The sequence below is a fragment of the Comamonas sp. GB3 AK4-5 genome (assembly GCF_041320665.1).
GTDB lineage: Bacteria > Pseudomonadota > Gammaproteobacteria > Burkholderiales > Burkholderiaceae_C > Comamonas.
Window position 1 is genome coordinate 1,260,115 of record NZ_CP166730.1, and the last position, 25,032, is coordinate 1,285,146.

A 25,032-nucleotide genomic window follows, 5' to 3' on the forward strand; every position below is an offset into this window, starting at 1 on the left:
CATATTGGCCCATTTTGGGCGGCGCAGCCCTCTGTGCATGTGAACGAACCCCTCGCGGCGCACTCGCGAACGGGGTTGTCCACAGACTCTCAGTGGCGCGCACGCATTGTGCAAGTCACCGGGAGCCTCCATGCGGCGCAACCTGCCTGTCACCACGACTGAACTCCAGCTGCAAGATGACGCCACCTTGCTGTCGGCCACGGACCTCAAGGGCAAGATCATCTATGCCAATGATGCTTTCTTGAAGATTTGCGGCTACGACTACGAAGAGCTGCATCTGCAGCCCCACAACATCATCCGCCACCCAGAGACACCGGCGGTGTTGTTCGAGGACATGTGGAACACCTTGAAGCAGGGCGCCAGCTGGACCGCCGTGGTCAAGAACCGCTGCAAAAACGGTGACTTCTACTGGGTTCGGGCCAATGCCAGCCCCATCCAGGCAGGGGGCAAGACCATTGGCTATCTGTCGGTGCGTACCAAGCCCTCGGCCCAGGAAACCCAGGCACAGCAGTCGCTTTACGACCTGCTCAACAGCGGCGCGCAGCACCTGCAGGTACGGCGTGGCTTTGTTTTTCCCAAGGGCTGGCGTGCGTGGTGGAGTCTGCTGCACTTTGTGCCCATGTCCACCAAGCTCTATGCGGGGGCTGCCCTGTTGTTGCTGTGCGCCCTGGCCCTGGTGGGGGCGGCGGCCTGGGGCCTGGAGCCCCGCACGCTGGGGGCCATGGCCTTGTGCTGGATGCTGTGTGCCTTCACCGGCCTGCTGTGGGTGGGGCGCCGCCTGGTCTGGCCGCTGCACGCCGTGCTGCGCCAGGCACGGCAGGTGGCCAGTGGGGACAGTGCCCAGTCGCTGTTTCTGGAGCGGCGCGATGAAGTGGGCAGCCTGATGCGCAGCGTGGAGCAGGCCGGGCTGAACATGCGCTCGCTGGTGGGGGACATCGAAGGCAAGGCCGAGCAGGTCAGCGTCTGCGCCCAGCAATTGCAGGCCGGCAATGTGCAGCTGGCCTTGCGCACCCAGCAGGCCTCCAGCGAGCTGGAGCAGGCCGCCGCTGCGCTGGCGTCCCTGGGTCAGACCATCAGCAGCACGCAGACCCAGGCCGAATCTGCCATGCTGCAGGCGCAGGACGGCGTGCAAGGCGTGATGCAGGGGCAAAGCAGCGTGGACCAGCTGGTGCAGTCCATGGCGGGCATAGACGCCGCAAGCCGCAAGGTGGGCGACATTGTGGGGCTGATCGATGGCATCGCCTTTCAGACCAATCTGCTGGCGCTCAATGCCGCCGTGGAGGCCGCCCGCGCGGGCGAGCATGGCAAGGGCTTTGCGGTGGTGGCGGCCGAGGTGCGCCAGCTTTCACAGCAAAGTGCCCAGGCGGCGCGCGACATCAAGCAGCTGATTCAGGGCTCGCGCCAGCAGGTGGAAAAAGGCCATGCGGCCGCGGAGACTGCACGCATCACCATGCATTCGGTGGTGGAGGGCATAGAGGGGCTGGCCCACACCATGGCCAGCATCCAGGAGCACACCCAGGTGCAGGCGGCCGGCAGTGCGCAGATCAGCGACGCGGTGGCCCATCTGCGTGGTCTGAGCGATCAAAACCGCTCCATGGCCCAGGAAAGCGCCCAGCTCAGCGATGTGCTGGCCCTGCAGGCCCAGCGTTTGCACGGTGCGGCCGGCGTGTTCATTCCACGCCAGCGGCAGGCGCTGCACAGGGAGGAAGGCGCAGCCGGTATTGCACAGGCAGGGCTTGCGCCGCCAGCGTTCCAGCCACCTGCCCTGGCTCCAGCAGGCCTGGCACCGCGGCGCTCACCGGCACCGCAGGCCATGGTGGAGTGAGGCGATCCGCCGCTGGCCCACCCCGCTGCAGCCGGTTTACTGCGCGCGAATGCCTTGCTCGCGGATGATGCTGCCCAGGGCCTGCACATCCTGCTGAATGCGGTTGGCCAGGCCTTCGGGGCTGCTGCCCACCACCTGCCAGCCCTGGAGTGCCAGCTTGGCCCGCATCTCCGGCGTACGCACGATGGCGCTGACGGCGACGGCCAGTTGCTCCACATGCTCGCGCGGCATGGCCTTGGGGGCGGCCACGGCGTTCCAGATTTCCAGGTCAAAGTTCTGCACGCCCAGCTCCTTGAGGCTGGGCAGGCCGGGTGCCAGCGGGCTGCGCGCGACCGAGGTGACGCCAATGCCACGCAGCTTGCCGGCTTGAATCTGTGCCATGGCCAGTGCCGGCGGCAGCATGGACAGCTGCAGATCGCCGCCCTGGATGGCGTTGAACACCTGGGGGTAGCCGGCATAGGGAATGTGCACGGGCTTGAGGGCAGAGCGGCTCTTGAGCAGCTCCATGCCCAGATGACCCACCGTGCCCACGCCGGGTGAGCCATAGCTCCACTGGTTGCCGGCCTTGGCGCCTGCGGCAAAAAAGGCCTTGCCCTCCAGGGAGATGGCGGGCGCCACCAGCACCAGCGGGGCCACGCCGATGAGGCTGACGGGCTGCAAGTCCTTGACCGGGTCATAGCGCACGGCCGGGTTCAGCAGCTTGGCAATCGTCATATTGCCGTTGATCATCACGCTGAAGGTGTGGCCGTCTGTGGCCTTGGCCACGGTTTCACCGGCAATGTTCCCGCCCGCGCCCACCTTGTTTTCCACAATGATGGTCTGGCCCAGGGCTTTTTCCAGCGGTTCGGCCAGGGCGCGGGCCGTCAGGTCCGGCGAGGAGCCGGCCGGAAAGCCCACGATCAGGCGCAGGGGCTTGTTGGGCCAGCTGGGGCTCTCAGCCTGCGCCGGTAGGCCAAGGCCCAGGGCGGTGGCGCTGGCCAGACTCAGCAGGCTGCGGCGGCACAGGGTGCGGTAGGGGGATGCGCTCATGGCAACTCCAGATACAAAATTGATAGCTGCCTCAGCGTGTGGTGTCTGTAGCAAAGCATAAAAAAACCCGGAAATTATCCGGGTTTTCGTCTGCAACTTGGCAGCCTTGTCGGGCGGCTGTTTGCAGGTTTGTGCGGTCCAAGGCCGGTGGTCAAGCAGCTTCTTAGGCAAACTCGGTGAGGGCCTTCTTCATCTTCTTCATGGCCGCCACTTCAATCTGGCGGATGCGTTCGGCGCTCACACCGTACACGGCGGCCAGCTCATGCAGCGTCATGCCGCCCGAGCCGTCATCGTTCACCTTCAGCCAGCGCTCTTCCACAATGTGGCGGCTGCGGGCGTCCAGCGCTTCCAGCGCCTGGGCAATGCCGTCGGTGGCCAGCACATCGCGCTGCTGCGACTCGATCATGGAGGTGGGCTCGTGGGCGGCATCGGCCAGATAGGCGATGGGGCCAAAAGCCTTGTCGTCATCGTCGCTGGGCGAAGGGTCCAGCAGCACGTCACCGCCCGAAAGCCGGGTTTCCATCTCGATGACTTCCTCGCGCTTGACGTTCAGGCGCGCGGCCATGGCGTCGATCTCTTGCGCGGTCAGCGTGTCGCGGAAGGCGGCTTCGCCCCCTTCCATGGCGGCGTCGGCCTTGAGCTCCTGCTTCATGGAGCGCAGGTTGAAGAACAGCTTGCGCTGGGCCTTGGTGGTGGCCACCTTCACCATGCGCCAGTTCTTCAGAATGTATTCGTGGATCTCGGCCTTGATCCAGTGCATGGCGTAGCTCACCAGGCGCACGTTCTGGTCGGGGTCAAAACGCTTGACCGCCTTCATCAGGCCCACATTGCCTTCCTGGATCAGGTCGCTGTGGGGCAGGCCATAGCCCAGGTACTGGCGCGAGATGGACACCACCAGGCGCAGGTGGGACATGATCAGACGCCCAGCGGCATCCAGATCGTTTTGTTCTTTGAGCTTGCGTGCGTAGTCCTGCTCTTCCTCTTGGGTGAGCATGGGCAGGTGGTTGACCGCGGAGATATAGGCATCCAGGTTGCCCAGTGGCGGCACCAGAGCCCAAGGATTTGCAGGCGCCAAAGCCGTTGCAGCCGTAAGGTTGCTCGTCTGTGTAGTCATTGCTTTCATCCTTTCTTCCATCGGTTCATGTTAGCACTCTCTATGACCGAGTGCTAAACGAGAAGTTCCGTCCACATCACGCGATAAGGGTGTAACAGATTTCGCTAAACCCCAGGCCTGTTACAGGCCATCCGCCAGGCCCATGGGGCCGAGGCAGGATGGTTTCCGCTCAGTACCCCAGCAGATAGGGATTGAGCCCGCCGCGCCGATACGGGGTTTCGCTGCGCATCAGCAGGTCCAGGCCCAGGCTGCCCACATCGTCGGCCACGGGTTCCAGGCTGGGGTTGCGTACCTGGTAGAGCAGCTTGGTCCAATGGCCGCATTCCTTGCAGACCTCGGCCTTGACCGTGGCGTCGTCGGTACCGGCGCTGCGGTAGCTGATGCCCTTGGTGGAACCGCAGCACAGGCATTGGATGCGCACCTCGTTCCACTGCGTGGCGCAGCAGTTGCAGCTGGCATAGCGCACGTTCTCGATATCGCGCAGGCCGATGACGGAGGATGTTACGGGCAGGCCGCCGCAGGCCGGGCAGACGCCGGTGGCCACGGGCTGCAGCGCCTCGGCGGACAGGCTGGTGGCCAGGCGCGCCAGGTGCAGCTGCACTGCAGCCGCGGCAAACAGGTGGGGAGCCACCGCATCTTCAGGGATGGCGTCGCCCAGCACATTGGCCAGCAGCCAGCGCAAATCGTCGGCTTCGGCGCTGCGCAGGGCGTCCAGCGCCTGGCGTGCGGCGGCTGGCATGGTGATGCTGGTGGCTCCCTCGCACAGGGCGTGCAGGCAGTCCAGCAGCTGAGCGTCATCAGCCAGGGCCGTGCGGTCTATGGGAGGCAGACCGGCCTGCTTGGCTTGCTGCAGGCGTTCGCTGCTGATGGGCACTGGCGCCGGTAGCGCCTGCACCAGCCTGGCCTGTAGCGCGGCCAGGTCGCCGAGAAACTGCAGATAGGGCGCCAGATCGTTGCTTTGGGCCAGAAAGTGAAAGCGGCTGGCACGGCTTGTAAAGCATTGCGCGGGCGGTTGTTGCAGCGTGAACGGGGTCTTGGCAATGCCCCCGGTGATGAAGGAGGGATCGGGTTGGATAGGGCTGTCTGCCATGGGGGGAGGCCGGCAGGCCGGCGTTGGGAATCGGGGGGGCTCGGGCATCCGCGCTGGGCGGATGCTGCGAAATCAATCGGGTGAGGACTTGGTCGCAGGAGGTGGAGCAGCAGGCGCCGCCGCCTCATGCGGGCGCTTGGCCAGCTCGCGCAGCCATTTGCGGTGGTGGCGAAAGGCCCAGCCCCCGGTGACGGTGCCGCGCGTCATTGCCGGGATGGTGCCCCGCGTCCAGATGGCAGCATACACGTGGGCCACAAAGATGAAGAAGCAGCCCAGGGCCGCCGCCGCATGGGCGACCACGGCAATGCGCCGCAGCGGGATGGGGATCAGAAATGGGAAGTACTGTTCCCAGATCATGATGCCGGTGACGATGAGCAGCAGGATCAATCCGCTCATGCCCCAGAACACGCCTTTTTGCCCGGCGTTGTACTTGCCCAGCTCGGGCAGGTTTTCTTCCTTGCCCTGGAGCACATCGCCAATCTGCATGCTCCATTGCAAGTCTTCGCGGCGCGGCAGGTTGAGGTGCCACATCTGCAAAAACAGGCCCAGAAAGCTGAAGAACAGCAGCACGCCGATCCAGGGGTGGATCCAGCGCGTCATCTGGCCGCCACCAAACAGCTTGGACAGCCAGAACAGCGAGGGGTGGAAGAACGCTGCCCCGGTGAGCAGCAGGGCGATCATGCAGGCGGCCGTGATCCAGTGGTTGAAGCGGGTGATGCCGCGGTAGCGCACCACCATCACCGGCTTGCGGCTGGCCAGCTCATCGCCCTTGGCAGAGTAGACGCGCTGGCTTGCAGCGTTTTTTGTTTGGTCGGCCATCATTGCTCCTTGCCGTGCGCCTGTTCATGGCCATGGCTGTGGTCGTGCCCATGTCCATGCGGGTAGCCATCGCCGCCCTGGTCGACATCGTCCACCAGCTCTTGGGCCTCTTCCTCCTCGTGCGGGGTCACGGCATTGGGCTTGGCAAAAATGCCGTGCAGCACCGCACCCACGGTGGCCAGGCCCGCAGCGATCAGGCCCAGCTTTTTGGCCGAGCCCTTCCACAGCGCCACTGTGGGCGAGATCCTGGGGTCGTCCGGCAGGCCTGCGTACAGCGAAGGCTTGTCGCGGTGATGCAGCACATACATCACATGGGTGCCGCCCACGCCTTGGGGGTCGTAGAGGCCGGCATTGTCGTAGCCGCGCTCCTTCAGGTCTTCCACGCGCTCGGCGGCCAGGGCCTTCATGTCCTCCTTGGTGCCGAAGCTGATGCACTGTGTGGGGCAGGCCTTGGCGCAGGCCGGGCCCTGGCCCATGGCCACGCGGTCCGAGCACAGCGTGCATTTCTTGGACACATTGGTGGTCTTGTGAATGCGCGGCACATTGAAGGGGCAGCCCTTGACGCAGTAGCCGCAGCCAATGCAGTTGTCGGAGATGAAGTCCACGATGCCATTGCTGTACTGCACGATGGCGCCCGGCGAGGGGCAGGACTTCAGGCAGCCCGGTTCCTCGCAGTGCATGCAGCCGTCCTTGCGGATCAGCCATTCCAGCTCCCCGGTGCCGGGGTTCTGGTATTCGGTGAAACGCATCAGCGTGAACATGTCCGGCGTCAGATCATGCGGGTTCTCGTAGATGCCCACGTTCTCTTCCATGGTCGGGTGGGTGTCGTTCCACTCGATGCAGGCCGACTGGCAGGCCTTGCAGCCTATGCACTTGGACACGTCGATCAGCTTGGCCACCTTGGTCAGCTGGCGTTCGGGCGTGGGAACGTGGTCCGTGGCCGAGATCTTGATCACGTCCGTGGGCAGCAGATTCGACGCCATGGGCTGCACCGGCGGGTTGGCGGCCGCGGTGCGCGGCTGTTGGGCCTGGGGGAAGCTCATGACGTCAACCTCTTGATGTCTTCGGCGCTGGCCGGCTCGATGTTGACGAGAAAGGCCTTGGACTCGGGCGTGTCGATATTCGCCTCACCGGCAAACACCGTCAGGCTGTTGGCACCAAAGCCCTTGCGGGCCGCACCCTTGAAGCCCCAGTGGATGGGGATGCCGATCACATGCACCTCCTTGCCGTCGCAAATCAGCGGGCGTATGCGCTTGGTGACCACGGCCTTGGCCCAGACCTCACCGCGCTTGTTCCACACGCGCACGCGCCCACCCTTGTTGATGCCGCGCAGCGCCGCCAGCTCCTCGCTGATTTCCACGAAAAAGTCGGGCTGCAGCACGGCATTCACCGTGTTGTGCTTGGTCCAGGTGTGGAAATGCTCGGTCAGGCGGTACGACGTGCCCACAAAGGGGAACTCTTCGCTGGTGCCCAGCTGTTCCAGGTCGGCCTGGAAGATGCGGCCCACAGGATTGCCGCGCATCTTCTTGTTGAAGGGGTTCTCCACCGGGCTTTCCCAGGGCTCCATGTGCGTGGGGAAGGGGCCGTCGCGCAGCATCTTGCGCACGAACAGCCGGGCCGTGCCCTCCTGCGTCATGATGAAGGGGCGCACCACCTCGGGCTGGGCCGTGGGCGAGAAGTCCGGCACGTCAAAGCCTTCCCAGAGCTGTTTGTCGGCATTCCACTCCAGCAGCTTGCGCTTGGCGTCCCAGGGCTTGCCCTGGAGGTCGGCGCTGGCGCGGTTGTAGAGAATGCGGCGGTTGGCCGGCCAGGCCCAGGTCCAGTTCAGATAGGTGCCTATGCCGCCCTCGTCGTGGTTGTTGCGGCGGGCCATCATGTTTCCCTGCTCGGTCCAGGAGCCGGCATAGATCCAGCAGCCCGACATGGTGGAGCCATCGGCGCGCAGCTCGCTGAACGCCGCGTGCTGCTCGCCGGCCTTGCGAACCAGCTTGCTCGGGTCGTTGAGGTCGTATACGTCTTTGAGCGCCCGGCCATTCATTTCCTTGGCCAGTTCCTCGGGCTCGGGGTCATTGGGCTTGTGGTAGTCCCAGCTCAGATTGAAGATGGGATCGGGGCAGACGCCGCCTTCCTTGCGGTAGAGCTCACGCACGCGCAAAAAGATCTCGGCCATGATCCAGGTGTCATGCTTGGCATTGCCCGGCGGGTTGGCGCCGGTCCAGTGCCATTGCAGCCAGCGGCCGGAGTTCACCGTGGCGCCTTCGTCCTCGGCAAAACAGGTGGAGGGTAGCTCCAGCACCTCGGTCATGATCTCGGCCGGGTTCACATCGTTGTAGACCCCGTGGTTTTGCCAGAAGGCTGCGGTCTCGGTCTCCAGCGGATCGATGGATACCAGCAGCTTGAGCCTGGACAGCGCCCGCGTCAGCTTGGCCCGGTTGGGGAAGGACATCAGCGGATTGAAGCCCTGGCAGAAGTAGAGGTTGACCTTGCCTTCCTCCATCATGGTGAAGGTGCGCAGGATGTCGTAGTAGGGCACATCCAGCTTGGGCAGCCAGTCGTAGCCAAAGCCGTTGTCTGCCGTGGCCTTGTCGCCCCACATGGACTTCAAAAAGCTCACCATGAACTTGTCGGTGTGCTGCCAGTAGCTGGTCTGGCCCGGGAACATGGGCTTGTTGGTCTTGGTGGCCAGGTAGGCCTGCAGCGAGGTCTCGCGCTCGTTGGGCAGGCCCATATAGCCGGGCAGCATGTGGGACAGCAGACCCAGGTCGGTCAGGCCCTGGATGTTGGCGTGGCCGCGCAGCGCGTTCACGCCGCCACCGGGCAGGCCGATATTGCCCAGCATCAGCTGCAGCATGGCCATGCCGCGGATGTTTTGCGCACCCTTGGAATGCTGGGTCCAGCCCAGGGCGTAACAGGAGGTCATGACCTTGTCGGTGGCCGCCGTCTCGCCGATCATCTCGCAGATCTTCAGAAAGCGGTCCTTGGGCGTGCCGCAGATGTTCTCCACGAACTCCGGCGTGTACACCTCCACATGCTGGCGCAGCAGATTCCACACGCAGCGCGGGTGTTGCAGCGTGGGGTCGGTCAGCGGCTGGCCGTTGGCGTCGTACTGGTAGTCCCACTCGCTTTGGTCGTAGCTGCGCTGTTCCTCGTCATAGCCGTTGAACAGGCCATCCTTCCAGCCAAAGCCGTCGCGCACCAGGTAGCTGGCATTGGTGTAGTGCTTGAGGTATTCCCACTGCACCTTGTCATTGGCCATGCAGTAACGGATCACGCCCATCAGGAAGGAGATGTCCGAGCCCGGCCGTATGGGGGCGTAGTAATCCGCAACCGATGCCGTGCGGTTGAAGCGGGGGTCCACAACGATGAGCTTGGCCTTGTTGTGGTGTTTGGCCTCGGTCACCCATTTGAAGCCGCAGGGGTGGGCTTCGGCGGCATTGCCACCCATGACGACGACGAGGTCGGTGTTCTTGATGTCTGTCCAGGCGTTGGTCATTGCGCCACGGCCAAAAGTCGGAGCCAGACTGGCTACCGTAGGGCCGTGTCAGACGCGTGCCTGATTGTCGAAGGGCAGAACGCCGAGAGCGCGCACCGTTTTGTAGGTGATCCAGCCGGTTTCGTTGGTGCCGCCCGAGGCGGCCAGAAAACCCATGCTGGTCCAGCGGTTCACGGTGGTGCCGGCTTCGTTCTTCTCGACAAAGTTGGCGTCGCGGTCGTCCTTGATGTGGCGCGCAACCTTGTCGAGGGCAAAGTCCCAGCTGACCTCTTCCCAATGGTCAGCCCCCGGTGCGCGGTAGCGCGGCACCTTGGTGCGGGTGTCGGAGTTGACGAAGTCCTTGATGGCCGCACCCTTGGGGCACAGCGTGCCCTTGTTGGTGGGGTGGTCTGCATCGCCTTCGATGTGGATGATCTTGGCCTTTTCGCCCGCGTAGAAATCACCCTTGGAATACATGATGATGCCGCAGGCCACCGAGCAGTAGGTGCAGATGTTGCGGGTTTCGGTGGTGGTGGCCAGCTTGAACTGGCGCACATGGGCTGCCACATGGGCCTCGGCCTCGCCGAAGCCCATGGCCGCCAGCGATGTGGTGGCCACGCCCGCGCCGGCCAGCTTCAGAAAGCCGCGCCGGGAAAGGCTGTGGGGAATAGGGGTGTCTTGCATGTCGGTGGAGAGCCGGTTTGGACGGGGTGGGCGAACTGCGGTGCACCCTGATGCAGGGCGGAAAAACGAGGTTTACGGCGCACCAAAAGAATGTGCCGGCATACGCCTTGCGGTGATATGCCGGCACCCATTGCGCAATAAGCGTCAAGCGCAAGGTTGGTGTGGTGCTTCCGTAATGCGTTAGTCGCTCCTTTTTCGCGATGTGTTCCCGGTTGGGATCGCCAAAAACTGATGGATGGAAGAGGGCAGCGCAGTGGTGAAGAGAACAAGCGTCAACTCAAGGTCCCAGGCAGTGCGCTGACACGGCATGGCCGCTACCTTCGGTAACGGTTCGCTATATTTGACCATATATAACGAAGGCGGTGCAAGAAGCGCCGCCCAAAAGACTTGCAGGGTTCAGGGTCAGTGCCTGCGGATGGCGGCGAGCCCGTGCGCCGCACGGGTCAATGTTTCAGCAGGGCTTTCAAGGCATCGATCTCTGCCACGGCGGCCTGGCTGGCAATGGCCTCGATGTTGCGGTAGCCAGACACAATGGCTTCGCCGGTTGGTGTCAGCTGGGCACCACCCCCGCCGCTGCCGCCGGGCGAGGAAGTAACGGCAGGGCTGGTCAGCGACTGGTTCATCTCGTCGACCAGGTTCCAGGCCCGGCGGTAGGACATGTCCAGGGAGCGCGCAGCGGCGGAAATCGAGCCATGGGCCTGGATGGCCTGCAGCAGCTGCACCTTGCCAGGGCCAATGGCGATGGTGTCATCCAGGTAGATGCGAAGGCGAAAAAGGGCTTGGGTGGTCATGGGCACTCGTGGGGGCTGCATGGCAGCCGGCTTGCAAAGCGCCGGCGGCTGCGCCGTGGTGATGTGCTGGCTCTGCTGGTGTCCTGAGTTGGTGCTTGGTTCTGCGAACTTCTATTTCAGGACGCGAGGGCATGGCCGCGTGGGGCCCACAGTGTAGGTGAGGCGCTGTGGCCAGTGTCTTCGCACCCTGCCACACTGCCAGGCCTTGGGGCAGGGTGTTTGGTGCGACGCTGAATATGCGGCACTATCACCGTCTATCGGAATCGCTGTGAGGAGCGCTGCATGACTGTTCTTTCCCCCCGCCGTCCTGCCAAGGGCTTTGGTTTCATGGGCATCAGCGTGGTGACCACCACCTTGCCCACGGCCGAAGATGCCCAGCGCATGGCCAGCGGCGCCGTGCAGGCGCGCCTGGCAGCCTGTGTGCAGGTGGATGCCATCACCTCCCACTATGTGTGGGAGGGCGCGCTCGAAGAGCTGAGGGAATGGCGGTTGGTGCTGAAGACTGTGCCGGATGCGGTGCAGCCCCTGGTGGAATGGCTGCGCAGCCAGCATCCCTATGAGCTGCCGCAAATTCTGCTGCGCGGTGAGCAGGCCCAGCGCGACTACGGCCAGTGGGTGGCGCAGAACGTGCAACTGCCGGTTGAGGCGCCGGTCAGCCTGCGCAAAGCCTGAGAGCCGCGCGGCAAGCGGCCGCTGGTTGGTAGCATAGGCCTTGGTTTTTTGATAGCGGTCACTGCTGACGGGTTCTAGGTTTGCAATAGCTAAAAGTCGCAAATACAGCACTGAAGCGCGATGGCTGCTCCTGAAAAAACAAAGCCCCGCACGGGGCGGGGCTGGGATGCAGCGCTGCGCTGGCTTGAATGTCAGGCCAGCAAGGCCTGGGCAAACTCGGCGGCGTTAAAGGTTTCCAGATCTTCCACCTTTTCGCCCACGCCGATGAAGTAGACCGGAATCGGCCTTTCCTGGGCGATGGCGGCCAGCACGCCGCCCTTGGCCGTGCCGTCCAGCTTGGTGACGATCAGCCCGGTCAGGCCCAGGGCCTCGTCAAAGGCCTTGACCTGGTTGAGGGCGTTCTGGCCGGTGTTGCCATCAATCACCAGCAGTACCTCGTGCGGGGCCGTGCCATCGGCCTTGCTCACCACGCGCTTGATCTTCTTCAGCTCTTCCATCAGGTGCAGCTGGGTGGGCAGGCGTCCGGCCGTGTCGACCAGCACCACGTCCTTCTTGCGTGCCTTGCCGGCAGACACTGCGTCAAAGCTGACGGCGGCGGGGTCGCCCCCTTCCTGGCTGACGATTTCCACGGTGTTGCGCGTGGCCCAGACACCCAACTGCTCGCGCGCGGCGGCGCGGAAGGTGTCGGCCGCCGCCAGCAGCACGGTCTGGCCGTTGTCAGCCAGGTGCTTGGTCAGCTTGCCAATGGAGGTGGTCTTGCCCGCGCCGTTGACGCCGGCCACCATGATGACGGTGGGCTGGTGCTCGCCAATCACCAGCGGCTTTTGCAGGGGCGCCAGCAAATCGGTCAGGGCCTGGGCCAGCAGGCCTTTGACGGCGGCGGGTTCGGTGGTCTTGGTGTCCTTGACGCGGCGCTTGAGGTCTTCCAGCAGATGCTGGGTGGCCTTGACGCCGGTGTCGGCCATCAACAGCGCGTCTTCCAGCTCTTCATACAGCGCATCGTCAATGCGTGTGCCGGTGAAGACGGTGGTGATGCTGCTGCCGGTTTTGCGCAGACCGGCCTTGAGCCGGTCCATCCAGCCCTGGCGGGCGTCGGCCGCTTCGGGCTTGGCCTGGGGCTCGGCCACGGTGGGCATGGCGAAATCTGGGGGCGGCGCGTCGCCAGCGGGCTGGGCCGGAGTAGCATCACCCTTGGTGCCGCCAAAGGTGGTGCGCAGCCAGCCCATGGCCCCGCTTTTGGCGGGTTCCTCGGGAGCTGGCTGGGGCACGACAGGGGCGGGCGCATGGGACACGGGCGCCTGTGCATCGGACCGAAGGCCTTCCGTTTCGGGGGCGACGGGCTCGGTGTGTGGGGGCTTTTTCTTGAAAAAACTGAACATTGGTGGATTCTTGGAATCACTCCATTCTATGAAACGTACCCTTACCCTCCTAGGACTTGTGGCAAGCACCGCACTGGCGCAGGCTGGCTCTGCTGCCGGAGCCCCGGTTTTGGCCGCCTCGCCATCGCTGTCTTCCTCGCTGGCCGAATGGGCCATGGCCGCGCCGGGCGCCGCCTCCAGCGTGCGCCAATACCAGCTGGCCAATGGCATGCAGCTCATCGTCCAGCCCGACAAGCGCGCCCCCACGGCCGTGAACATGGTCTGGGTGCGGGTGGGCTCCATGGACGAGGTGGATGGCACCTCCGGCATCGCCCACGTGGTGGAGCACATGATGTTCAAGGGCTCGGCCAAGGTGGCGCCAGGCGATTTCTCGCGCAAGGTGGCGGCACTGGGCGGGCGTGAAAACGCCTTCACCAACCGCGACTACACCGGCTACTACCAGCAGATTCCCGCCAACAAGCTGCGCGAGGTGATGGCGCTGGAGGCCGACCGCTTTGCCAGCAACCAGTGGCCGGACGCCGAGTTCACCAAGGAAATCGAGGTGGTCAAGGAAGAGCGCCGCATGCGCACCGAGGACAATCCGCGCTCCATGCTGATGGAGCAGCTGATGGCCACGGTGTTCCAGGCCTCGCCCTACCACCGCCCCGTGGTGGGCTGGATGGATGATTTGCACGCCATGACGGCCGACGATGTGCGCCAGTTCCAGAAGGCCTGGTACCAACCAGCGAATGCCGTGATCGTGATTGCCGGTGATGTGGACCCCGAGCAGGTCAAGGTCTGGGCGGAAGAAAGCTACGGCCAGATTCCCGCCCGCGCCGTGCCTGTGCGCAAGCCGCGCCCCGAGCCGGCCCAGATCGGCGTGCGCCGCATCGAGGTCAAGCAGCCGGCCGAGCAGGCTTTTGTGGCCATGGCCTACCGCGTGCCCGCTTTTCAAAACCTGGCCCAGCCCGGCGAGCAGGACCGCGACGCGCTGGCGCTGACCGTGCTGTCCGCCGTGCTGGATGGCTATGACGGCGCTCGCCTGGAGCGCGCCCTGGTGCAGGGCAAGGGCCGCGTGGCCGATGGGGCCGGCAGCTCGGCCTCGGTGTTTGGCCGTGGCCCGGCGCTGTTCATGCTCAGCGGTGTGCCGGCCAAGGGCCACACCGCGGCCGAGGTGGAGAAAGCCTTGCGCGGCCAGATCCAGCGCATTGCCAAGGAGGGCGTGCAGGCCTCCGAGCTGGAGCGGGTGAAGACGCAGTGGATGGCCTCCAACGTCTACGAGCGCGATTCCGTGTTTTCGCAGGCGCAAACCCTGGGCAGCTACTGGATCATGGGCATGCCCGTGGATGCCGAAGACCAGGTGCTGCGCCAACTGATGGCCGTGACGGCCGAGCAGGTGCAGTCCGTGGCCCGGCGCTACTTCGGTGACGACCAGCTCACCGTGGGCGTGCTGGTGCCCCAGCCGCTGGCGGGCAAAAAGCCCAGACCCGCTTCTGCTGCCGCCGCAGGCGGTGATCTGCATTGAGCCCTCGGAGCATCACGATATGAAGAATATGAAAACCATAGCTGCCTGTGCTTATGTGGCTTGCACATTCGCCGGTTTTGGCATGAATAACGCCTGGGCGCTGCTGCCCATCGAGCATTGGACCCAGGCCAGCGGCGCCCAGGTCTGGTTGGTGGAAAGCCCCGGCATTCCCATGGTGGATGTGCAGGTCTCCTTCGATGCCGGTGGCCGCCGCGATCCGGTGGCGCAGTCCGGCCTGGCCAGCGCCGTGGCGCTGATGGCGTCCAAGGGCGTCAAGGCCGACGGCAAGCAGCCCGCGCTGGACGAAAACGCCCTGGGCGAGGCCTGGGCCGATCTGGGTGCCTCCTTTGGTGCGGGCGCCGGCCGGGACAGCTTTAGCTACTCGCTGCGCTCGCTGACCGTACCCGATCTGCTGAACCGCTCGGTGCAGCTGGCCTCGCGCCAGATGGCCCAGCCCAGCTGGCCGCAGGAGGTGTGGCTGCGCGAGCGTGCCCGCTGGAGTGCAGGCATCCAGGAAAGCAACACCCGCCCCGGCGTGGTGGCAGGCCGCAGCTTTGGCGAGAGGGTGTACAGCGGCCATCCCTATGGCATGCGCACCACGGAGCAGACCCTGGCCCAGATCCAGCTGCCCGCCATGCAGGCCTTGCATGCCCGCTCCTTCCAGGCCTGCCGCGCCAAGGTCAGCGTGGTGGGAGCCGTCAACCGCCAGCAGGCCGACACCCTGGTGCAGCAGCTGCTCTCGCGCCTGCCGGCCAATGATGGCAAGGGCTGCCAGAGCCTGCCGGCCGTGGCCGAGGTGCCAGCGCTGCAGAAGGCTGTCGAGGAAAAAATCCCCTTCCAGTCGGCCCAGGCCCAGGTGTTGATAGGCCAGCCCGGCATACAGCGCAAGGACCCGGACTTCATGGCCCTGCTGGTGGGCAACCATATTCTGGGCGGTGGCGGTTTTGTCTCGCGCCTGATGGAAGAGGTGCGTGAAAAGCGCGGCCTGACCTATGGCGTCTCCAGCGACTTCTCGCCCGGCCTGCATGCCGGCGCCTTTGTCATCAGCCTGCAAACCCGTCCGGACCAGGCCGAAGAGGCGCTGAAGGTCACGCGTGAGGTATTGGAGAAATTTGTGGCGGAAGGCCCTACGGAAGCCGAGCTGCAGGCCGCCAAGGACAATCTGATTGGTGGCTTTGCCCTGCGCGTGGACAGCAATGCCAAGCTGCTGGGCAATGTGGCCAATATTGCCTGGAATGGGCTGCCACTGGATTATCTGGACCATTGGACGGACCGCGTCCAGGCCCTGACCGTGAATGACATCCGCGCTGCCGTGCAGCGTGTGCTGCACCCGGACCGCATGGTGACCGTGGTGCTGGGAGAAAAGAGCAAGTGAGCCGCAACAGTTATCGCACCCTGGAAGAAGCCATGGCCGTGGAGGCCAAACTGCGCCGCCGCCAGGAAAAAGCCCAGCAGGAGGCCGAAGCCGCAGCCGGCGCCGTCAAGGGCGCGGCCAGGGCATCGGCCGCCCGGGCCAAGCAAGGCGGGGGCAACAAGGCGCCGCGCCAGGGCAATGTGGGCAATGGCGAGGTGCGCATCATCGGTGGCCAATGGCGCCGCCGTCGCCTGCCCGTGGCCACCAGGCCCGGGCTGCGCCCCACGCCCGACCGCGTGCGCGAGACCCTGTTCAACTGGCTGGGCCAGGACCTGGGCGGCTGGCGCTGCATAGACGCTTTTGCCGGCACCGGCGCCCTGGGGCTGGAAGCCGCCTCACGTGGCGCGGCCGAGGTGTGGATGGTGGAGCAGGACGCGGCGCTGACCGGTCAGATCCAGCAGCTGCAGCAGCAACTCGGTGCCAACGCCGTGCGTGTGCAGCGCGGCGATGCGCTGGCCGCGCTCAAGCAGGCCGCACCTGGCCACTGGCATATTGTGTTTCTGGACCCGCCTTTCGAGGCGGAGCAGCTGTTTACGCCCGCGTTGCAGGCGGCGGCACAGGCCGTGGCTGCCGATGGCTTTGTCTACCTGGAAGCACCCGTGGCCTGGGAGGGCGAGGCCCTGGCGGCCCTGGGCCTGCAGGCCCATCGCTATCTGAAGGCCGGCAATGTGCATGCGCATTTGCTGCGCCGCCTGCCGAAGGCCGAGCCTGCGGTTTAGTCTGGTGAGGCTGGAAGCTCCTGTTTCAGGAGCTTCCAGCGTAGATGCAGCAGGCAAAAGAGGCCTTTGAGGCCTCTTTTTTTATGGGCTGGAGCATGGCGATCTGGGCGCCAGGATATGGGGTCACACAGGCGCTGGTGCTTGCCAAAAGGGCGGCGGCATAATGGCCGCTGATTTTTTGGAACCGCTCGCAGAGCAAGGAGATTTGTCCATGTCGCATCCCCCGGTGATCGCTGTCTACCCCGGCACCTTCGACCCCATCACCCTGGGTCACGAAGACGTGGTGCGCCGCGCCTGCCAGTTGTTCGACCATGTGATCGTGGCCGTGGCTGCGGGCCACCACAAGAAGACCTTGTTCACGCTGGAGGAGCGCCTGGAGATGGTGCGCGAATCCGTGGCGCCTTACCCCAATGCCTCGGTGGAGAGCTTTACCGGTCTGGTGCGTGACTTTGTCGTGGCCAAGGGCGGCAAGGCCATGGTGCGTGGCCTGCGCGCGGTGACCGACTTTGACTATGAGTTCCAGCTGGCGGGCATGAACCGCCATCTGATGCCCGATGTGGAAACCGTGTTTCTGACGCCGGGCGACAAATACCAGTTCATCAGCAGCACCTTTGTGCGCGAGATCGCCTCGCTGGGGGGCGAGGTGGACAAGTTTGTTTCCCCTGCCGTGCAGGCCAGACTGATGGAGCGCGTGGGACGCGCTTAAGCGGAGACATCAACCGGCTGCGCTGGCAAGGCCCGTCGGTGGGCGGCCAGCAGCTCATGCACAAAGCGCAGCTTGGTCATGGCGCCGCTGGACAGGGCAAAGGGGTAGGCGTCCTGCTGGCCCAGGCTGCGGTTGAGGCTGTTGAGCAGCAGGGTCAAGGGCACCCAGGCCTGCAGCATGGCGTCGAACTGGTCCCAGGGCGGTGTGAAGGGGTCGTGCACGGCCTGCGGCTGGGCTTGGCCCGGAATGGTGACCGAGGTGCCAAAGCTGGCGGCGGTCTCCAACAGGTCCACCAGGTGCAGATAATGGGCCCAGGTTTCGGCCCAGTCCTCCCAGGGGTGTGCGCTGGCATAGGCGCTGACATGCTGGCTGTGCCAGTCGGCAGGGCCTGCCGGCCCCTGCACATAGTGGCGCTCCAGGGCCTGGGCATAGTCCTGACGCTCGTCACCGAACAGCTGGCGAAAGCGCTCCAGCACTTGGGCGTTGGCACGGACCAGCAGCTCCCAGAAGAAATGTCCGGACTCATGGCGCAAATGGCCTTCCAGCGTGCGGTAGGGCTCGTGCAGCGCTAGGCGGCGGCGGGTGCGTTCATCCTCATCAGCCTCGGCCACGTTCAGCACAATGGTGCCGTGGCTGTGGCCTGTGATCACGGGCGGCTGGCCGGGCTGGTCCGCCAGAAATTCGTAGGCCGGAGAGGGAACGCCGTCCAGCACAGTCAGGCGCAGCCGGGCCAGGGTGTAGAACAGCTGGCGCTTGGCGTCTTCCATCAGCCGCCAGCGGCGCAGATGGGCGCTGTCTTGCAGATCGGGCAGCCAGCGGGTCTGGCGGCAGGCCAGGCACAGCGCCTGGGGGTCATCCTCGTGCACCGAAAAATTGCAGGCCTGGTGCAGGGCCTGGTTGGCGCACATGCGCCAGCAGCGGGCCGGGGCTGCCATGTCGGCCGTGGGTGCCAGGGCTTGCCAGTGCTGCAGCGCGGGAGCTGCCGCGTCCATGGGCCGGGCAGGGCGCAGCGCCACCATGCGCAGCAGCTCGGGCACAAAGGCCAGTTTGCTGCCGCAATGTACGCAGTGCACGCTGTCGAAAAAGACCAGGTGGCCGCAGTGATCGCAGTTGAACGCTCGCATAGCGGCCCAGCTTAATCAAAGCAGGGCGCCATGCCCAATTCAAGGGTATGCCTTGAAAGCCAACAACACCGGCCCAGCTTGGCGCCAGACCGGTGTTGCAGGGAGGTGGTGGCGCCAGGCCGGTGGCCGGCGCCGTTCAGGGGCGCACGAGGATGCTGTTGCGCACGGCCTTCACGTCCTTGGTGTTGCGAGCAATGGACTCGGCGCGGTCTTTCTCTGCCTGGGTGGTGGCAAAGCCCGATAGCTGCACGGTGCCCTTGAGGGTCTCCACACTGATGGCCGTGGCCGAGACGGTTTTGTCTTCCGCCATCTTGGCTTTGACGGCGGTGGTGATGGCCGAGTCATCGATGTAGGAGCCAACGCTTTGCTGGTCGCGCACGACCGCGCAGCCGGTGGCACCCAGAACAGCGCTGCCCACAAGCAGGGAAAAGGCAATGGCACGGGTGGTGGCTTGCATGGTGGGGCTCTCCAAAAAGGTGAGAAAGGGAATGTGCAGGGGCCGGGCGCGGGCTCAGCGGCGGCGCGACCCCATCAGCAAGGCGGTGGCCAGGGCTGCGCCCGCTGCAGCGGCCAGCAAGATGGACTTGCCGGGTTGCTCCACCACGTAGCGGGTGGTGACCTCGGTGGCGTTCTGGAGCTGGCGCCGCGCGCGCTCCGAGCTGTCTGCGCAGAAGTTGATGCTGCGCAGGGCGATTTCTTGCGCTTTGGCCGCGAGCTCGTTGATGGAAGGATTGAGCTCGTGCTCCACGGCCTGGATGCCTTCTTGTGCCTTGTCAAAGGCATTGCTGGCAGCGGCACGGGAGGTTTTCATGGCTTCCTTGGCCGTGGCGGACACGTCATCCGCAAACTCTTTGGCGCTGTGCAGCGCTTCTTGCGCCTCCTTGGTGGCCTGGTCAAAGTGCTTGGTGGTTTTGTCGGAGATGGGCATGAGAAGTTCCTTGTATGAGACAAAGGTGTGAGGCCTTGGGGCTCAAATTCAGCACGGAGGCGATTGCCGCCAGAGTGACAAAGACATGTGCGCCGATGTCTTGGCAATGCCTGCCGTGCTGGCAGCTGCGCGACCCCATCCGGATGCGGCGGCAGTCAAGGCTAGCACCAGAAATACCGTGGCGTAATAGAGCAAGGCCCTGTTCGCGCTGCGGTAGGGGGAAGGGTCAATGTAGCGCCGCTGGCGCGGGAAGGGCTGCCGGCCAGCCTTTGCCGATGCTGACAGTGTGCGCTGATGTGGCTGTCCGAGAGGGACTACAAATGACCACAGCCAGCGGGGCTGGCTGTGGTGGGGACTGCGCGCGGGTTTAGGCCGCCAGGGACGACTGGGCCGAGGGGATCACGGCGGAGATGGTGGTGCCCTCGCCGAGGGAGGAGGTGATGGTCAGGCGACCTCCTGCGGCTTCCACGCGGTGGCGCATGCCCGCCAGCCCGTGGGATTTGGGGCGTATGCTGCGCAAGTCGAAGCCGTTGCCGTTGTCCTGGATCTGGACCGCGACATAGGTGGGGTAGTTGTGCACGCTGACCACGGTCCGTGTGGCGTTGGCGTATTTGCCGATGTTGGTCAAGGACTCCTGGATGATGCGGTAGACCGTCAGCTGGGTGGCGTCAGGCAGCTCCACCTGCTCCAGGCTGCTCTCCACTTCAATGTTGGAGCGCTGTGCAAACTCGCGCGTCAGGATTTCCAAAGAGGTGGTCAGCCCCAGGTTGGACAGCGAAGAGGGGCGCAGGTCTTCGATGATGCGGCGCTTCAAGGCAATCCCGCAGTTGAGCGTCTCGGTGAGGTGCATGATGCGGTCCGCCACCTCGGGCACGGTCATGTCGATGCGCGACTTGAGGCGGGCCACATCCAGCTTGGCGGCGGTGAGCAGGGAGCCCAGCTCGTCGTGCAGCTCGCGGGCCAGATGGCCGCGCTCGTCCTCACGCACCTGCTGCAAGTGGTTGGCCAGCTCCGTCAGGGTGGCCGTGCGTTCGCGCACCAGGTCTTCCAGCCGGCTGCGCTCTTCGCTCTGGATTTTCTGCTCCCGCTTGTGCACGGCTTCCAGGGTGTGAGATTGGCGCAGGTACATATAGAAAGCCAGCAGGCCGATGGCGGTCACGGTGGCAATGCCCAGGCGCGAAATCCACAAGGCTTTTTCCACATCGATGCGCTTGGCTTCTGCGCGGGCACCACTGCGTGCGATCAGCTGCTGGGTGTAGCCACGTATGGCATCCATGTTTTGCTTGCCCATATCGGTGAACATCACAAAACGCCAGGCCTCTTCATTGCCTTCGCGAAAAAGCCGCAGGCTGAGTTCCATTTCGGCGGTTTTGCGCGATACCTGTCGGGACAGCGGGGCAAAGGTGCTGAGGTCATCGGGGCTGGTGATGAACAGCTCGCGCAGCTGATCCATATCGCCGTTGATTAATGCAATGGCCTTGTTATAGGGCTCCAGATAGCGTTCATCGCTGGTCAGCAAATAGCCGCGCAAGCCGGTTTCGGCATCCAACATGTTTTGCATCATGTGGTTGATGGCATTGCGATTTTTTTGCGCATGCACCATTGCGTCGAGTGCCTGGTTGGAGCGCTGGTACCCAACCTCGTTAATTGCCACCATGGCAATTGCTGCCAGCATGGCCAGCGGCAAGCTGATGGCCATGCGGCGTATGTGGGTCCACTTCATCGAAATCCTCCTGCGGATGGGAGTGTGGTGCAGTTATTCTGCATAATCAAGTTGCTTCAGAAATGGTTCGTCATACAAGGGCGCTGTCGCTTTCGGCAAGACCGGCAGTTCCAATTCAAAGAGAGGTGTTGCAATGATCAAAGTAGGCATAGTTGACGACCATGCCATCGTGCGCCAAGGACTGCGTCAGTTCCTGTCGGAGCATGTGGATTTGCGGGTGGTCGGAGAGGCTGCCAATGGCAGGGAGGCCATCGATCTGGTGCGGGAGCAGGAAATTGATGTGCTGGTGATGGACCTCTCTATGCCGGGGCAAAGTGGTCTGGATGCTCTGGGCATGCTGCGCGCCAAGGTGCCCGATATGGGTATTTTGATTTTGAGCGGTTATCCGGAAGAGCATTACGCCATCAATATGATTCGCCAGGGAGCGAGCGGTTACTTGAACAAGGAGTGCGACCCTCCAGAAATTGCGGAAGCCATTCGCACCATTGCCTTGGGACGTCGCTATCTGACGCCTACGGTGGCAGATTTACTAGCCCAGCAACTCAATCGAAAAGACGATGCACCGCCGCATGAGCAATTGTCCGAACGTGAATTTCAGGTCTTTCTGAAATTGGCCAAGGGTGAAACAGCCGGTGATATTGCAAAATCTTTGTCTCTAAGTGTAAAGACTGTGAGCACTTACAGAACGCGCCTGATGGAGAAAATGGCACTTTCGTCAAATAGCGATCTGACCTACTACGCATTGAAAAACAGGCTGATTGATTGATATCAGTGCTCCAGCCATAAAAAAGCAGTCGTAAAGACTGCATTTTTTATGGCGCGGAGATGGTTTCAGGCAGCAGCGTTGCTTTGTTGCATGCAGTAATCCACCAATGCATCAATTTCATTGGATTTATCGAAGACGGCATCCACGCCCAATTGCGTGCAGCGTGCACGCACATCGGCCGTGGCGTAATTGCTGAGTACCACCATGCGCTGCTGGGGCGCGCGTTGCTGGCAGGCCGTCAGCACGCCCAGGCCACTGCCTTGGCGCAGAAAGAGGTCGACGATGGCGATGTCCCAGTGTGCCGCGTTGGCGGAAAGCCAGCTCGTACCTTCGCTCTCGGTCTCGGCAATGCCCACGGTCTCGACATCGGCCAGCTCAGCCAGAGCGTCGATCAGGTTTTCACGGATCGTGGCGTTGTCTTCAACGATGTAGGCGCGCAGTTTCACTGTGTTCTCGTCCAGGGTTGATGGGACGCAATGTGGACGATGGTGGAGGGAAATGGGCTGTGGGGTAAGCGAAGGTCGTCAATTGTGCCAGCGCCTTGCGGGGTGAAATGTAGGTGAACTCCTACTGGTTTTTGCTGCATACCGTGCAATCTGCGTTGCGGTGCGTGCGCATGCGGCTCCATTGCATGCTGCGGCCGTCGAGCATCAGCAACTGGCCTGTCAAAGGCTCTCCAATCCCCACGATCAGCTTCAGGGCCTCGGCGGCCTGCATGCTGCCCATCACGCCCACCAGGGGTGCCAGCACGCCCATGGTGGAGCATTGCACCTCTTCAAACTCCGCTTCAGGCGGGAAGATGCAGGCATAGCAGGGCGTGTCTTCCTGGCGCGGATCGAACACGCTGATCTGCCCATCCAGGCGAATCACGGCAGCGGCCACCAGGGGGATGCCGTGGCGTATGCAGGCCGCATTCACGGCATGGCGGGTGTGGTAGTTGTCGCTGCAATCCAGCACCACGGTGGCGCGGGGGATTTCCTGGTCCAGCAGCGCGGTATCTGCGCGCTGCACCAGACCATGCACTTGCACCTCGGGGTTCAGTGCCAGCAGCGCCGTGGTCAGCGAGTCGACCTTGTACATGCCGACGCGGGCAGTGCTGTGGCCAATCTGGCGCTGAAGATTGCTCATGTCCACCTGGTCGTGGTCAAGCAGGGTGATCTGCCCGACACCGGAAGCCGCCAGGAACAATGCCGCCGGGCAGCCCAGCCCTCCGGCGCCCAGGATCAGCACATGGGCGTCCAGTATGCGCTGCTGGCCTTCGATGCCGATTTCGTCGAGCAGGATATGGCGGGAGTAGCGCAGAAGTTGATCGTCATTCATGGTGGCTCAAAAGGATAAGGCTCTTTACGGCATATGGGATGGAGATGCGCCGGGGCAGTCTGGCGCAGTCAGTCTAGTGGCATGCTCTGGCCTTACGGCCAGTTGCCGCCTCGTGTGACGGCGGCCATACAGCGCTTCATGCTTTGTTGTTCGCCCTTGCCGTAGATGACGACTGTCTGCGGGCAAGACGCCGTGCCTGAAGCGCTGTGTGGGTTGAGGGCCCACGCCAGCGGTGCTGCAGAGGCCGGTTCCGGCCGATATCGGGCTTTGCCGTTGTATGGTGATCCCCAAAGAAAAAGCCGGGCAGGGTGCCCGGCTGTGTCTGAATTGGCTTGCCAGTCAGAAAAAAGCCGAGGGCTTACTCTTCCTTGGTTTCCGCAGGGCGCTCGGTGGCGGTCTTGCTGACTTGCACCGGCTTGCCCTTGAGCTGGTTCAGGGCCTGCTGCAGCTGGAAGTCCTTGTCCGAGCCAAACTCGGGCAGGCGGCGCTCGGCGATGGGCTTTTTGGCCTCTTCTTCCAGGCGCTTGCGGGCTTCTTCGCGGGCCTTTTCACGGGCTTCGTCCTTGACCTCGTCGCCTTGGCCGCTGGAAAGGTGCTTTTCCAGGTCGGCTTCACGCATGCGCAGGGCCGCATACATATCGCCATTGGCGGTTTCATCCAGCATCACGTCGGGCACGATGCCCTTGGCCTGGATGGACTTGCCGCTGGGGGTGTAGTAGCGGGCCGTGGTCAGTTTCAGACCAGTATCTGGGCCGAGGGGGCGCACGGTCTGCACCGAGCCCTTGCCGAAGGTCTGGCCGCCCATGACGGTGGCGCGGTGGTGGTCCTGCAGGGCGCCGGCCACGATCTCGCTGGCCGAGGCCGAGCCTTCGTTGACCAGCACCACCATGGGCACTTTCTTCAACGCTGCGGGCAGGCGCTGCAGCGGGTCGCCCTGGCCACGGCGGGTGTAGAACTCGGGGTTGGCCTTGAAGGTGGCCTTGCTTTCGGGCAACTGGCCGTTGGTGCTGACCACGGTCACGCCTTGCTGCAGGAAGGCGGCCGAGATGGCCACCGCTGCGTCCAGCAGGCCGCCCGGATCGTTGCGCAGGTCCAGCACCAGTCCCTTCAGATTCGGGTCTTGCTTGTAGATCTCTTCGACCTTGCGCACAAAGTCGTCCACCGTGTGTTCCTGGAACTGGCTCAGACGGATCCAGCCGTAGCCGGGCTCCACCAGCTTGCCCTTGACGGACTGGGTCTTGATCTCTTCGCGGGTGATGGTGACGGGGAAGCTGCGGCTTTCGTCCTTGCGCAGGATGGTTAGCGTCACCTTGGTATTGGGTTCGCCGCGCATACGCTTGACAGCGTCATTCAGCGACAGGCCCTTGACGGCAGCTTCATCGATCTTGGTGATCAGGTCGTTGGTCTTCAACCCGGCGCGGTCGGCGGGCGAGCCTTCGATGGGCGAGACGATCTTGATCAGCCCGTCTTCCTGAGTGATTTCAATGCCCACGCCCACAAAGCGACCGGAAGTGCCTTCGCGGAATTCCTTGAACGACTTCTTGTCGAAATACTGGGAATGTGGATCCAGGCTGGACACCATGCCGGAGATGGCATCGGTGATCAGCTTTTTGTCGTCCACCGACTCCACATAGTCGGTCTTGACGATGCCGAAGACTGCAGACAGTTGCTGGATCTCTTCCAGCGGAAGCGGTGTCATGGCACCACGTGCCACGGTTTGCAGCGACACGGTCGTCAATGCGCCGGCCAGCACACCCACAGAAACCCATCCAGCAATTTTCAGTTTTTGGCCCATAGATCCATACCTTTAACGGCGCAATATACACCGGGGACCTTGGCCCTTGGTGGGCCTCGGGTCCGAACTCGCTATAGATTTACCGAGTGTGACTTTTCAGCGTGTGCTTGTGATCTCCGCGCGAACACGGATTGGCGCTTCGCGGGGAGATCGCTCGC

Annotated in this window: 22 protein-coding genes; 7 read left to right on the forward strand and 15 right to left on the reverse strand. The window is 63.7% G+C overall.

The window, feature by feature from the left end; all coding sequences use genetic code 11:
* The first annotated feature begins 130 nt into the window (after positions 1-130).
* The gene (locus tag ACA027_RS05610) at positions 131-1,825 is read left to right on the forward strand and encodes a methyl-accepting chemotaxis protein (protein ID WP_370681423.1); all 1,695 of its coding nucleotides are present in this window, start codon (positions 131-133) and stop codon (positions 1,823-1,825) included.
* 36 nt (positions 1,826-1,861) lie between these two features.
* Here the strand turns inward: ACA027_RS05610 and ACA027_RS05615 are convergent, their stop codons facing one another.
* The 7 genes from ACA027_RS05615 to ACA027_RS05645 form a co-directional block, all read right to left on the reverse strand.
* The gene (locus ACA027_RS05615; RefSeq protein ID WP_370681424.1) at positions 1,862-2,854 is read right to left on the reverse strand and encodes a Bug family tripartite tricarboxylate transporter substrate binding protein; all 993 of its coding nucleotides are present in this window, start codon (positions 2,852-2,854) and stop codon (positions 1,862-1,864) included.
* 163 nt (positions 2,855-3,017) lie between these two features.
* On the reverse strand, positions 3,018-3,968 hold the full coding sequence (gene rpoH, locus ACA027_RS05620; protein WP_370681425.1) for an RNA polymerase sigma factor RpoH: 951 nt from the start codon (positions 3,966-3,968) through the stop codon (positions 3,018-3,020).
* Between the two features lie 169 nt (positions 3,969-4,137).
* Positions 4,138-5,058: a formate dehydrogenase accessory protein FdhE gene (gene fdhE, locus ACA027_RS05625; RefSeq protein WP_370681426.1), complete on the reverse strand. Its 921-nt coding sequence runs from the start codon at positions 5,056-5,058 to the stop codon at positions 4,138-4,140.
* 72 nt (positions 5,059-5,130) lie between these two features.
* Positions 5,131-5,796 carry a formate dehydrogenase subunit gamma gene (locus tag ACA027_RS05630; protein ID WP_370682516.1) on the reverse strand — a complete coding sequence of 222 codons (666 nt, stop codon included), beginning with the start codon at positions 5,794-5,796 and terminating at the stop codon, positions 5,131-5,133.
* A gap of 80 nt (positions 5,797-5,876) precedes the next feature.
* Positions 5,877-6,860 (reverse strand): formate dehydrogenase subunit beta, encoded by a 984-nt coding sequence (fdxH, locus tag ACA027_RS05635; protein ID WP_370682517.1) that lies wholly within the window; start codon positions 6,858-6,860, stop codon positions 5,877-5,879.
* Between the two features lie 56 nt (positions 6,861-6,916).
* The gene (fdnG, locus tag ACA027_RS05640; protein ID WP_370681427.1) at positions 6,917-10,033 is read right to left on the reverse strand and encodes a formate dehydrogenase-N subunit alpha; all 3,117 of its coding nucleotides are present in this window, start codon (positions 10,031-10,033) and stop codon (positions 6,917-6,919) included.
* Between the two features lie 443 nt (positions 10,034-10,476).
* Positions 10,477-10,824, reverse strand: coding sequence for a winged helix-turn-helix domain-containing protein (locus ACA027_RS05645; protein ID WP_370681428.1), 348 nt, complete (start codon positions 10,822-10,824; stop codon positions 10,477-10,479).
* Positions 10,825-11,106: 282 nt separating this feature from the next.
* Here ACA027_RS05645 and cutA point away from each other — a divergent pair, with 282 nt between their 5' ends.
* Positions 11,107-11,496, forward strand: coding sequence for a divalent-cation tolerance protein CutA (gene cutA / locus ACA027_RS05650; RefSeq protein ID WP_370681429.1), 390 nt, complete (start codon positions 11,107-11,109; stop codon positions 11,494-11,496).
* Positions 11,497-11,687: 191 nt separating this feature from the next.
* Here cutA and ftsY read toward each other — a convergent pair whose 3' ends face one another.
* Positions 11,688-12,875 carry a signal recognition particle-docking protein FtsY gene (ftsY, locus tag ACA027_RS05655; protein ID WP_370681430.1) on the reverse strand — a complete coding sequence of 396 codons (1,188 nt, stop codon included), beginning with the start codon at positions 12,873-12,875 and terminating at the stop codon, positions 11,688-11,690.
* A 28-nt stretch (positions 12,876-12,903) separates the two neighbouring features.
* On the opposite strand from ftsY, the gene ACA027_RS05660 reads away from it, so the two are divergent.
* From ACA027_RS05660 to coaD, 4 genes are all read left to right on the forward strand, one after another.
* Complete coding sequence (locus ACA027_RS05660) at positions 12,904-14,379, forward strand: M16 family metallopeptidase (RefSeq protein WP_370681431.1); 1,476 nt, start codon at positions 12,904-12,906, stop codon at positions 14,377-14,379.
* Between the two features lie 19 nt (positions 14,380-14,398).
* Positions 14,399-15,754 (forward strand): M16 family metallopeptidase, encoded by a 1,356-nt coding sequence (locus tag ACA027_RS05665; RefSeq protein WP_370681432.1) that lies wholly within the window; start codon positions 14,399-14,401, stop codon positions 15,752-15,754.
* Positions 15,755-15,786: 32 nt separating this feature from the next.
* Positions 15,787-16,512, forward strand: a complete 726-nt coding sequence (rsmD, locus tag ACA027_RS05670) for a 16S rRNA (guanine(966)-N(2))-methyltransferase RsmD (protein ID WP_370682518.1) — start codon at positions 15,787-15,789, stop codon at positions 16,510-16,512.
* A 211-nt stretch (positions 16,513-16,723) separates the two neighbouring features.
* The gene (coaD, locus tag ACA027_RS05675; protein ID WP_370681433.1) at positions 16,724-17,218 is read left to right on the forward strand and encodes a pantetheine-phosphate adenylyltransferase; all 495 of its coding nucleotides are present in this window, start codon (positions 16,724-16,726) and stop codon (positions 17,216-17,218) included.
* On the opposite strand, the gene ACA027_RS05680 is transcribed toward coaD, so the two are convergent.
* From ACA027_RS05680 to ACA027_RS05695, 4 genes are all read right to left on the reverse strand, one after another.
* Positions 17,215-18,342 carry a putative zinc-binding metallopeptidase gene (locus ACA027_RS05680; RefSeq protein WP_370681434.1) on the reverse strand — a complete coding sequence of 376 codons (1,128 nt, stop codon included), beginning with the start codon at positions 18,340-18,342 and terminating at the stop codon, positions 17,215-17,217. The two genes, coaD and ACA027_RS05680, sit on opposite strands and share 4 nt — an antisense overlap.
* Before the next feature lie 136 nt (positions 18,343-18,478).
* Positions 18,479-18,799 (reverse strand): BON domain-containing protein, encoded by a 321-nt coding sequence (locus ACA027_RS05685; RefSeq protein WP_370681435.1) that lies wholly within the window; start codon positions 18,797-18,799, stop codon positions 18,479-18,481.
* Positions 18,800-18,853: 54 nt separating this feature from the next.
* Entirely contained in the window at positions 18,854-19,270 is a 417-nt protein-coding gene (locus ACA027_RS05690; RefSeq protein WP_370681436.1) for a hypothetical protein, read from the reverse strand.
* A gap of 367 nt (positions 19,271-19,637) precedes the next feature.
* Complete coding sequence (locus ACA027_RS05695; protein WP_370681437.1) at positions 19,638-20,993, reverse strand: CHASE3 domain-containing protein; 1,356 nt, start codon at positions 20,991-20,993, stop codon at positions 19,638-19,640.
* 133 nt (positions 20,994-21,126) lie between these two features.
* On the opposite strand from ACA027_RS05695, the gene ACA027_RS05700 reads away from it, so the two are divergent.
* Positions 21,127-21,759, forward strand: coding sequence for a response regulator (locus ACA027_RS05700; protein WP_370681438.1), 633 nt, complete (start codon positions 21,127-21,129; stop codon positions 21,757-21,759).
* A gap of 65 nt (positions 21,760-21,824) precedes the next feature.
* Here the strand turns inward: ACA027_RS05700 and ACA027_RS05705 are convergent, their stop codons facing one another.
* From ACA027_RS05705 to ACA027_RS05715, 3 genes are all read right to left on the reverse strand, one after another.
* Positions 21,825-22,205, reverse strand: a complete 381-nt coding sequence (locus tag ACA027_RS05705) for a response regulator (RefSeq protein WP_370681439.1) — start codon at positions 22,203-22,205, stop codon at positions 21,825-21,827.
* A gap of 121 nt (positions 22,206-22,326) precedes the next feature.
* Positions 22,327-23,079: a ThiF family adenylyltransferase gene (locus tag ACA027_RS05710; protein ID WP_370681440.1), complete on the reverse strand. Its 753-nt coding sequence runs from the start codon at positions 23,077-23,079 to the stop codon at positions 22,327-22,329.
* A 358-nt stretch (positions 23,080-23,437) separates the two neighbouring features.
* Positions 23,438-24,874 (reverse strand): S41 family peptidase, encoded by a 1,437-nt coding sequence (locus tag ACA027_RS05715; RefSeq protein WP_370681441.1) that lies wholly within the window; start codon positions 24,872-24,874, stop codon positions 23,438-23,440.
* Between the last annotated feature and the right edge of the window lie 158 nt (positions 24,875-25,032).

Coding starts and splice junctions, on each gene's coding strand:
- ACA027_RS05610 (WP_370681423.1), top strand. CDS start 131: ATGCGGCGCAACCTGCCTGTCACCACGACTGAACTCCAGCTGCAAGAT.
- ACA027_RS05615 (WP_370681424.1), bottom strand. CDS start 2,854: ATGAGCGCATCCCCCTACCGCACCCTGTGCCGCCGCAGCCTGCTGAGT.
- rpoH (WP_370681425.1), bottom strand. CDS start 3,968: ATGACTACACAGACGAGCAACCTTACGGCTGCAACGGCTTTGGCGCCT.
- fdhE (WP_370681426.1), bottom strand. CDS start 5,058: ATGGCAGACAGCCCTATCCAACCCGATCCCTCCTTCATCACCGGGGGC.
- ACA027_RS05630 (WP_370682516.1), bottom strand. CDS start 5,796: ATGGTGGTGCGCTACCGCGGCATCACCCGCTTCAACCACTGGATCACG.
- fdxH (WP_370682517.1), bottom strand. CDS start 6,860: ATGGCGTCGAATCTGCTGCCCACGGACGTGATCAAGATCTCGGCCACG.
- ACA027_RS05645 (WP_370681428.1), bottom strand. CDS start 10,824: ATGACCACCCAAGCCCTTTTTCGCCTTCGCATCTACCTGGATGACACC.
- cutA (WP_370681429.1), top strand. CDS start 11,107: ATGACTGTTCTTTCCCCCCGCCGTCCTGCCAAGGGCTTTGGTTTCATG.
- ftsY (WP_370681430.1), bottom strand. CDS start 12,875: ATGTTCAGTTTTTTCAAGAAAAAGCCCCCACACACCGAGCCCGTCGCC.
- ACA027_RS05660 (WP_370681431.1), top strand. CDS start 12,904: ATGAAACGTACCCTTACCCTCCTAGGACTTGTGGCAAGCACCGCACTG.
- ACA027_RS05665 (WP_370681432.1), top strand. CDS start 14,399: ATGAAGAATATGAAAACCATAGCTGCCTGTGCTTATGTGGCTTGCACA.
- rsmD (WP_370682518.1), top strand. CDS start 15,787: ATGGCCGTGGAGGCCAAACTGCGCCGCCGCCAGGAAAAAGCCCAGCAG.
- coaD (WP_370681433.1), top strand. CDS start 16,724: ATGTCGCATCCCCCGGTGATCGCTGTCTACCCCGGCACCTTCGACCCC.
- ACA027_RS05680 (WP_370681434.1), bottom strand. CDS start 18,342: ATGCGAGCGTTCAACTGCGATCACTGCGGCCACCTGGTCTTTTTCGAC.
- ACA027_RS05685 (WP_370681435.1), bottom strand. CDS start 18,799: ATGCAAGCCACCACCCGTGCCATTGCCTTTTCCCTGCTTGTGGGCAGC.
- ACA027_RS05690 (WP_370681436.1), bottom strand. CDS start 19,270: ATGCCCATCTCCGACAAAACCACCAAGCACTTTGACCAGGCCACCAAG.
- ACA027_RS05695 (WP_370681437.1), bottom strand. CDS start 20,993: ATGAAGTGGACCCACATACGCCGCATGGCCATCAGCTTGCCGCTGGCC.
- ACA027_RS05700 (WP_370681438.1), top strand. CDS start 21,127: ATGATCAAAGTAGGCATAGTTGACGACCATGCCATCGTGCGCCAAGGA.
- ACA027_RS05710 (WP_370681440.1), bottom strand. CDS start 23,079: ATGAATGACGATCAACTTCTGCGCTACTCCCGCCATATCCTGCTCGAC.
- ACA027_RS05715 (WP_370681441.1), bottom strand. CDS start 24,874: ATGGGCCAAAAACTGAAAATTGCTGGATGGGTTTCTGTGGGTGTGCTG.